An 8,834-nucleotide genomic window follows, 5' to 3' on the forward strand; every position below is an offset into this window, starting at 1 on the left:
GTCCCACACCCCACAGGCGCCTCCCCAGCCCCAAGCGCCCCACGGACCCAAAACCCGTGGGGCGTTTCTCATCTCGCGTCCACCCGCGGTCTGTCGCGGCCCGTCCAGACGTGCGGTGGTCACCCGGGCCCGAGATTTCAGTGGAAATCCGGGGCAGGACTTCCACTGAAATCCGACACCTGATTTCCACTGAAATCCCGAAACCCGGGCCTTCCCGGCAACTCATCAAGGCCCGGCGTGGGGTGTCGTGCGGGATTTGACTCGCTCACTCGCTCAGGTGAGGCTGGGGGTGTGGGGCCGGTTGGGGATCGGTTCGAGGCTTACGGCCTGTCGCATTGGGTGCTGATGGTGCTCATCGTGGCCGGGTCGGTGATCCTCGTCGTGCTCGGGAGGGGAGTGCACGAGCAGGCCCTGGAGCGGTGGTGCCGGGCGTTCGCGGTGGTCGTGCTGGGGTTCAACGTTCCGCTGCTGGGGTTCCGGTTGATGCCGGGGGAGTGGGACGTCGCCGAGTCGCTGCCGCTGCACCTGTGCGACCTCGCGTGGATGGTGGCCGCCTGGGCGTTGTGGACGCGGCAGGCGACGCCGCACGCGCTGCTCTACTTCTGGGGCCTGACGCTGACGCCGCAGGCGATCATCACCCCGGCCCTCGACTCACCCGACTTCCCGCACGTCAACTTCATCGAGTTCTGGGGCCAGCACCTGCTGGTGATCTGGGCAGCGGCCTTCCTGACCTGGGCGGTCGGGCTCCGGCCCACGTGGCGCGGGTACTGGGTCTCGGTCGGGGTCACCGCCGCGTGGGGCTCGGCGATGCTGGTGTTCAACGAGGCGGCCGGAACCAACTACGGCTTCGTCAGCAGCAAGCCGGAGAACCCGTCGCTGCTCGACCTGATGGGTGGCTGGCCGACCTACCTCGCGGTGGAGGTCGTCGTCGGCATGGCCGCCTGGGCGCTGCTCACCTGGCCCTGGACGCGCAGCCGCGAACCGGTCACGGCGCCTTGAAGTCGTGCTGCCGCCATGCCTCGTAGACGGCGACGGCGGCGGAGTTGGCGAGGTTCATCGAGCGGATCCCCGGCAGCATCGGGATGCGCACCCGCAGCGAAGCCGCATCCATGAGGTCGTCCGGCAGCCCGGTGGACTCCGGGCCGAACAGCAGGACGTCGCCGGGCCGGTAGTCCACGTCGACGTAGGAGGTGTCGGTGCGGGCCGTGAACGCGATGACGCGTTCCGGGCGCAGCTCCTCCCAGCAGGCCTCCAGGCTCGGGTGGACGTGCAGCGCGGCGCGGTCGTGGTAGTCCAGCCCGGCGCGGCGCAGCTTCGCGTCCTCCACGGAGAACCCCAGCGGCTCGATCAGGTGCAGCGCGGCGCCGGAACCGGCGGCCATCCGGATCGCGTTCCCGGCGTTCCCGGGAATCTCGGGGTGGTAGAAGACGACGTGGAACACTCGAAAATGCTTTCACACACCCCGCGGCACCGCCCATCACGGGTCGGGCGCTCACGACTCGCCGGGACCGGGCTGCCGGGCCCTGGCCGGGACGGGGTCGTCTGGTAGAGAAGAGACATGGCAGGTGGACAGCCGCGGAAGCGGAAGGGGGAGGAGACCGAGCGCACGGCGGCGGCGAGCAACCCGGTCGCGCGCGTGCTGGTCGACGTCCCGCTCCCGGCCCACCTGGACCGGCCCTTCGACTACCGCGTCCCCGACCGGCTCGACGCCGACGCGCAGCCGGGCTGCCGGGTCCGGGTGCGGTTCCGCGGCAAGCTGGTCGACGGCTACCTGCTGGAGCGCAACGAGACCACCGACTTCAAGGGCAACCTCGCCTGGCTGGAGCGGGTGTCCTCGCCCGAGCCGGTGCTCACGCCCGACATGCTCGCCCAAGCGCGGGCCGTCGCCAACCGCTACGGCGGCATGCTCGCCGACGTCGTGCGGCTCGCGATCCCGCCGCGCAGCGCCGCCGCCGAGAAATCCGCGCCCCGCGAACCGGTTCCCGCACCGGAACGCCCGGAAGCGGCGGCGTGGCAGCGGTATCAGCACGGTCAGTCCTTCTTGGACGCCCTGCACTCCGGACGGCCCGCCCGCGCGGTGTGGCAGGCGCTGCCGGGGGAGGACTGGCCCGCCCGGCTCGCCGAAGCCGCCGCCACGACCGCCTCGGCAGGGCGCGGCGCGCTGATCGTCGTCCCCGACCACCGCGACCTCGCCCGCCTGCACTCCGCCTGCGCGGCACTGCTCGGCGACGACGTGGTGACCCTGACCGCCGAGAGCGGCCCGGCCGAGCGCTACAAGCACTGGCTCGCCGCGCTGCGCGGCTCGGCCCGGGTCGTCATCGGAACCCGGGCCGCCATGTTCGCGCCGGTCCGCGACCTCGGGCTGGCCGTGGTCTGGGACGACGGCGACGACCTGCACAGCTACCCGCAGGTGCCTTACCCGCACACCCGCGACGTGCTCACCCAGCGCGCCCACACCGCCGGCTCCGCGCTGATCGTCGGCGGTTTCGCCCGCACCGCCGAGGCGGCGCTGCTGGTCGAATCCGGATGGGCGCACGAACTCGTCGCCCACCGCGACGAAGTCCGCGCAGCCGCACCGCGCGTCACCTCGATCGGCGAGGACGACACGCAGCTGGCTCGCGACCCGGCGGCCCGCGCCGCCCGATTGCCCTCGGTGGGGTTCGAGGCCGCCCGCGCCGCGCTCTCCCACGGCGCCCCGGTGCTCGTTCAAGTACCCCGACGCGGGTACGTCCCGGCTCTGGCCTGCGGAGACTGTCGTGAACGCGCCCGCTGCCGGCGCTGCGCGGGCCCTCTGGCGCTGCCCGGTGGGACCGAGGACGGCATGCCCAAACCGGCCGCCTGCAGCTGGTGCGGAGCCGCCGAGGCCGCGTTCAAGTGCCCCCAGTGCGGTTCCCGCCGGTTGCGCGCGACCGCGGTCGGCGCCGGTCGCACCGCCGAGGAGCTCGGCCGCGCGTTCCCCGGGTTCCCGGTGCGCACCTCCGGCGCGGGCGACATCCTCGCCGACGTCCCCGCGAAACCGGCGCTGATCGTCTGCACGCCCGGAGCCGAACCCGTCGCCGAAGGCGGCTACGGCGCCGCGCTGCTGCTCGACGGGCGCACCCTGCTCGGCCGGCCGGAGCTGCGCTCCTCCGAAGCCGCGCTGCGACTGTGGTTCGCCGCCGCCGCCCTCGTCCGGCCCGGTGGTGACGGGGGACGGGTCGTGGTGATGGCCGAGTCGTCGCTGCAACCCGTGCAGGCCCTCGTCCGCTGGGACCCCGCCTGGTACGCGGCGCAGGAGCTCGCCGAACGCGCCGAGCTCGGCTTCCCGCCAGCTCGCCGCGTCGCCGCCGTCGACGGCACGCCCGACGCCATCGAAGCGCTGCTGGACTCGGCGGACCTGCCCGCCAGCGCCGAAGTCCTCGGACCGGTGCCGATCGGAGAAGTCGACGAGGACGGCAACTCCGAACGCGAACGCCTCATCGTCCGCGTCGACCGCGCCGACGGCCGAGCCCTCGCGAGCTCCCTGCACGCCGCACAAGCCGTTCGCGCGGCCCGGAAGGCCACCGAGCTGCAGGTCCGGCTCGACCCGCTGGAGATGCTGTAGTGGCCCGGATCTTCCTGGAGACCGCGCGGATGGTGCTGCGGGAGCTCACCGAAGCCGACGCCGACGGCTTGTTCCGCATGAACAACGACCCCGAGGTCATGCGCTACCTCAACGGCGGGCTGCCGACCACCTTCGACGAGGTGCGGCTGAAGGTCCTGCCGATGTACCGGGAGCGCTACGACCGCTTCGACGGCCACGGCGTCTGGGCCGCCGTGGGCCGCGAGAGCGGTGAGTTCCTGGGCGTGTTCAAGTTCCACCCGCGGACACCCGAGGATTCCGACGACTTCGAGCTCGGCTACCGGATGCTCCGCTCCACCTGGGGAAGCGGTCTGGCCACCGAGGGCGCGCGAGCGCTGGTCCACGAGGGCTTCACCGAGCTCGGCCTGCGCCGGGTCTGGGCCCAGACGATGACGGTCAACACCGGATCCCGCCGCGTCATGGAGAAGGCCGGGCTCCGCTACGTCCGCACGTTCTTCACCGAATGGCCCGAAGGCCCCATACCCGGCGCCGAACACGGCGACGTCGAATACGCCATCACCCACCAGCAGTGGCTCGACGACGCCGCGGGCGGTTCTGGTTCGAACCGCCCGTGACCTGTGTCCTTTTCGTCTGGTCGGTTCGGACCAGAACTGCCCGTTGCCGGGTTCAGAGACCTGTTGCTCGGGCGGGGTTCGAGTGGGTCGTGCGGAATTCGATGGCTCGGTCCAGGACCGTGACCAGGACTTCCTTGGTGTCCTGCTTGCTCCGGGCGTCGAAGGTCAGGACCGGGATCTCCGGGTCGAGGTCGAGGGCCGCGGCGATCTGGTCCGGTTGGTGGCGCGGGGCGCCGTCGAACTCGTTGACCGCGACCACGAACGGGATTCCCCGGTCCTCGAAGAAGTCCAGGATCGCGAAGCACTGGTTGAGCCGCTCGGTGTCGACGATGACGATCGCGCCCAGCGCGCCGAGCGCGATGCTTTCCCACATCGGCCAGAAGCGGTCCTGGCCCGGGGTTCCGAACAGGTAGAGCTTCGGGCCGCTGGGCAGGTCCAGGCGGCCGAAGTCCAGGGCGACCGTCGTCGTCTTCTTGTCCTGCAAGCCCGCCAGGTCGTCGATCTCGGCGCCCGCCTCGGTGAGGATCTCCTCGGTCCGCAGCGGTTCCCGATCGGTGAGCTTGGTGATCATCGTGGTCTTGCCGACCCCGAAAGCCCCGGCGATCACGATCTTCGCCGAGGTCGTGTTCGGGTCAAAGGTTCCGGACATCGTTGCGAAGCCTCTCTATGAACGAAACGTCGGGCCGATCGGTGCGCGGCGCGGTCACCCGCAGCAGGCCGCGGTCGACGAGATCGCCGACCAGCACGCGCGCCACCGAGATCGGGCTTTCCAGCTCCGCGGCGATCTCCGCCAGCGAAACCGGTTTCGAGCACAACTCCCGCACCGTCGTGGCGCTCAGCGACACGTCGTCGACGGTGGTCTCGGGAATCGCGTGCAGCAGAGCCGACACGTCCAGCTCGTCGCTGGTGACATCGGTGCGACCGCCGGTGTGCACGTAGGGCCGCACCAGCGGTCCGGGTTCGTCGTCGTTCCACTCGGCCATGCCGGTCACCGCCGCGCCGGGGTGGCCAGGTGCGAACTCACCCGCGAGACCAGTTGCTCGACGACCGTGGCCGCCAGTTCGAGGTCCGCGCTCGCCGGGACGACGACCAGCAGGCCGGTGCGCTCCGCGGCCTGGCTGAGCATCAGGAACGCCTCGTCGCTCTCGATCAGAGTGCTGCGCACACCACCGGAACCGGTGTGCGCGCTCGCGCTGGCCACCATGCTGTTGATCGAAGCTCCCAGCGCGGCCAGCGCATCGGCCTCGTCCTCGGGCATGCCGGAGAACGAGGTGGGCAGGCCGTCGGTCGAGAACAAGAGGAGACCCCGGACGTCGGGAGCCTGCCGGCGGAAATCTTCGAGCAACCAGCTCAGGTTGTCGCTCTTCACGAGCGTCCCTCCTGCTCGGCGCGGGCTCGTCGGATCTGGTTCATGAACGCTACCGCCCCGGACGACTGGTCTTCGTCCTCGGAAACCGGTTCCTCCGTGGAGGATTCGCCCGGTCTGCCCTTGAGCCGCGCGAGCGTGGTGCCGCGCTTGCGCTGCGGCAGGCCGCCCGGCGAGTCCGGTTCGGACACCGTCGAGGTGCTGTGGGGCCGGCGGCGCATCCTGATCGTCGTCTCGGCGCTGCGCTCGCGCTTCGCGGACACGTGCTCGGCGATGATGTCGCCGGGCAGCGCCACCAAGGCGCGCGTGCCCGAACCGTCACCGGGGTGCAGGCTGACGGCGATGCCCCGCCGCTGCGCGAGCCGGCTCACCACCACGAGACCGAGCCGCACGTCGTCCTGCACCGACGTCGCGGTGAAATCCGGTGGCGCGGCGAGGGTTCGGTTGATGCGCTCGCGGTCGGGTTCCTTCATGCCCAGACCGCGGTCCTCGATCTCCACCAGCACGCGGCCGTCGTCGGTGCGCTCCACCCGCACCACCACAGGGGAGTTCGGCGGCGAGAAGCGGGTGGCGTTGTCCATCAGCTCCGCCAGCACGCGGATCGTGTCGGTGACCGCCGGACCCTTGACCGCGACCGCGGGCACCGCGCGGACGTTGATCCGCGTGTAGTGCTCGGTCTCACCGATCGCCGACTGCACGAGTTTTCCCAGCGGCACCGGGTCGCGCCAGCGGCGACCGGGACGGTCACCGGAGAGCACCCGCAGGTTCTCGATCTTGCGCCGCAGCCGCGTGACCGTGCTGTCGACCTGCAGCAAGCGCCGCAGCTTGGCCGGGTCCTGCTCGTCGTGCTCGGCGGCGTCGATGAGCACGATCGCCTGCTGGATGAGCGTCTGCTGCCCGCTGGCGATCGCGGCGATGGCGCTGCGGAACGCCGCGTGCGTCCCGGCCTCGTTGATCGTGGCGTCGATGGTGGCGCGCTGCGAGACCTCCATCGCGTCGGCGACCTGGCCGATCTCGTCGCGACCGAAGTCCAGCTTGCCCAGTTCGCCGTCCACGTCGACGCGCTTGCCCTCCCGGGCGCGCTCCAGGATCGGCGGCAGCAGGTCGTTGGTGCGGTGCAGCACCGCGTCCCGCAGTCGGGCCAGCCGCGCCAGGACCTGCTCGGTGACCCCGATGTTGCGCCACGAGTACCACCAGCAGCCCGCGGTCACCGCGACCGCGACCAGCACCACCAGGATCGTCCAGACGAACTTCGCGTAGCTCTGCGTCATGCCCAGCGTGATCGCGTGGTCGGACTGGGCCATCGACATCGCGTTGAGCTCGCGGCCCACGGTGCTGACGTCGGTGTGCCAGGCCCGCTGCTGCTGCGGCGACATCGGGTGCACCGCATCCGCACCGGCCGCGACCAGCTGGTCCTCCACCGCGGTGAGCCGCTCCCAGGCCCCCGATCGCGTCAGCTCGCGGTAGCGCTCCTGCACCTGCGGCGCGGAATGGGCGCTCTCGGCCCGGATCTGGCTGCGATAGGTGAACACCCGCTCGGCGAACGCCAGGTGCTCACCGGCGTCGAAACGGCCCGAGTCCACCGCGGCCCCGCCGATCATGGCCGCGCGCTGCATCAGGTCGGAGGCGCGCAGCAGCTCGGTGGCGGTGATGCCGTCCTGGGTGACCTGGATGTCGTGGGCGAGGCGGGACTGGGTGTCGAACAGGTCGATGCCCGAGTCGATCACGGAGTTGAAGTAGTCGACCGTCGCGCGGCGGTTGAGCTCGCTGCCCTGCGCGAGCAGGCGGCGCTGCGGCAGTTCGGCCAGGCGGCGCTGGAACTGCGCGGTCTTCGCCGCGATCGGCTCCGGCGCGTATCCCGTCAGGGAGTCCAGCGTGGCGTTGAGCTCGTCGACGTTGCGGTCGGTCGCGGCACGCGCGGCGGCCAGCTCCGCGGGCGGGATCTCGGTCCGCACCGACAGGTCGCGTTCGCGCTGGAGCGCCTCGAAACCGCGCATCGCGGACGTACCGGCTTCCTTGGCGGCGACACCGATCCTCCAGACGACGAAGGATTCGACCCCCTGCGGCACCGTCGAGGGCAGCAGCACGACCGACAGCAGCACGATCGGCAGTGTGAGCGCGCGCGAAAGACGCCTCTTGATGGTCCGGTGATGAGTCTCGGCGTCCTGTGACGTCACCAGCGGAAACCCCCTCCGGTTTCAGCGGCGATGATGAGTGCACGGACGCTAGCAGCTGATCAACCCTGCGTGGCGTGGATTGGCAGTCGTGTCAACGCATGTGACACGTTCATACCAACGCAGGCTACGCAGTGGTCACGATCAGCATGCGGAACCACAAACCGAGCAACCACTCCGCGCAGCTGCGGATCGTCGTCGCAGCTGCGCGAAGCGGTGTCAGTAGCGCTGGACGTTCGGTGCGCCCGGCGCCGGCTGGGCGCTCGCCGAGTGGGGTGCCGAGGTCTTCGCCGGATCTCCGTCGGAGGTGTAGCGCGACGCCGGGTCGGCGGCGAGCTTGTCGAGCCAGGCCGTCGAGCCGTAACCGGCGTCCTCGCCTGCCGGGCCCTGCGAGCGGATGCGCGGGACGTTGGCCGGGTCGAAGTCGGTGGTGAACGGCGACGGGGCCGGGTTCGAGCCCACCAGCATCACGCTCGTGTGGTGGTAGGTGACCCCGTCGGCAGAGCCGTCGGAGGCCAGCCGCTCGTCGTCGGGGTGCATGCCCAGCGGCAGCGCGATCGAGTCCACCCGCAGGCCCGGGACGGCGTCGGTGATGACGCGTTGCATCCCGGCGATCTCCTGCTGCGCCTCCGCCGAGGAGACCCGGCCGAGGTTGGGGTGGTTCATCGTGTGGTTGCCGATCTCGAAACCGTTGTCGTGCAACCAGGTGAGGCTACGCCGACCGGTGGGCTCCTCGAACGGCGGATTGAACACGTACATCGTTGCCACTGGGCGGAAACCCGGGTTGGTCTGAGCCACCGAGAGCAGGATGCCGACGGCCGATTCCGGCGACGGGTTCCCCGCCGGGTCCACAGTGAACTGAGTGGCCGAACCGTCGTCGAAGGTCAGCACCACGGGGTGCTTGCCCGCCGGGATGTCGATCTTCCCGGTGGCGTACTCGGTGGCCGTCACCGGAACGTAACCCTCGCGGGCGAGCCGTTCCAGCTCCGCCCGGAAATCGGCGGGAGTGCGGTCGTACACGCTGCTCGGAGCGGGTGTGATGCGGTGGTACATCAGCACCGGGACGTCCCCGAGCTCGTTGGCCCCGACCGATGCGGGGTCCGGTGGCGGCGGGGGAG

Annotated in this window: 9 protein-coding genes; 3 read left to right on the top strand and 6 right to left on the bottom strand. The window is 70.9% G+C overall.

Annotation, left to right across the window (positions count from 1 at the left end):
• The first annotated feature begins 291 nt into the window (after positions 1 to 291).
• Complete coding sequence (locus E1181_RS30405) at positions 292 to 999, top strand: YwaF family protein (RefSeq protein WP_132679852.1); 708 nt, start codon at positions 292 to 294, stop codon at positions 997 to 999.
• On the opposite strand, the gene E1181_RS30410 is transcribed toward E1181_RS30405, so the two are convergent.
• Complete coding sequence (locus E1181_RS30410) at positions 986 to 1,441, bottom strand: tRNA (cytidine(34)-2'-O)-methyltransferase (RefSeq protein WP_132679853.1); 456 nt, start codon at positions 1,439 to 1,441, stop codon at positions 986 to 988. The genes E1181_RS30405 and E1181_RS30410 overlap by 14 nt on opposite strands.
• A gap of 117 nt (positions 1,442 to 1,558) precedes the next feature.
• Between E1181_RS30410 and E1181_RS30415 the strand changes: the two genes are divergently transcribed.
• Together E1181_RS30415 and E1181_RS30420 are read left to right on the top strand one after the other, a co-directional pair.
• Positions 1,559 to 3,583 (top strand): primosomal protein N', encoded by a 2,025-nt coding sequence (locus E1181_RS30415; protein ID WP_132679854.1) that lies wholly within the window; start codon positions 1,559 to 1,561, stop codon positions 3,581 to 3,583.
• Positions 3,583 to 4,176 (top strand): GNAT family N-acetyltransferase, encoded by a 594-nt coding sequence (locus E1181_RS30420; RefSeq protein ID WP_235877166.1) that lies wholly within the window; start codon positions 3,583 to 3,585, stop codon positions 4,174 to 4,176. Before E1181_RS30415 ends, E1181_RS30420 begins: the two co-directional genes overlap by 1 nt.
• Before the next feature lie 52 nt (positions 4,177 to 4,228).
• Here the strand turns inward: E1181_RS30420 and E1181_RS30425 are convergent, their stop codons facing one another.
• The 5 genes from E1181_RS30425 to E1181_RS30445 form a co-directional block, all read right to left on the bottom strand.
• Positions 4,229 to 4,825 carry a GTP-binding protein gene (locus E1181_RS30425; protein ID WP_132679855.1) on the bottom strand — a complete coding sequence of 199 codons (597 nt, stop codon included), beginning with the start codon at positions 4,823 to 4,825 and terminating at the stop codon, positions 4,229 to 4,231.
• Positions 4,809 to 5,159, bottom strand: coding sequence for a DUF742 domain-containing protein (locus E1181_RS30430; RefSeq protein WP_132679856.1), 351 nt, complete (start codon positions 5,157 to 5,159; stop codon positions 4,809 to 4,811). The genes E1181_RS30425 and E1181_RS30430 overlap by 17 nt, the downstream gene beginning before the upstream one ends.
• A gap of 5 nt (positions 5,160 to 5,164) precedes the next feature.
• Entirely contained in the window at positions 5,165 to 5,545 is a 381-nt protein-coding gene (locus E1181_RS30435) for a roadblock/LC7 domain-containing protein (protein ID WP_165944796.1), read from the bottom strand.
• The gene (locus tag E1181_RS30440) at positions 5,542 to 7,719 is read right to left on the bottom strand and encodes a sensor histidine kinase (protein WP_132679858.1); all 2,178 of its coding nucleotides are present in this window, start codon (positions 7,717 to 7,719) and stop codon (positions 5,542 to 5,544) included. Before E1181_RS30440 ends, E1181_RS30435 begins: the two co-directional genes overlap by 4 nt.
• Before the next feature lie 216 nt (positions 7,720 to 7,935).
• The coding region (locus E1181_RS30445; protein ID WP_235877167.1) for a polysaccharide deacetylase family protein at positions 7,936 to 8,834 on the bottom strand (899 nt) is incomplete at its 5' end.

Origin of the sequence: Saccharopolyspora terrae, assembly GCF_004348435.1 — a bacterium.
Lineage (GTDB): Bacteria > Actinomycetota > Actinomycetes > Mycobacteriales > Pseudonocardiaceae > Saccharopolyspora > Saccharopolyspora endophytica.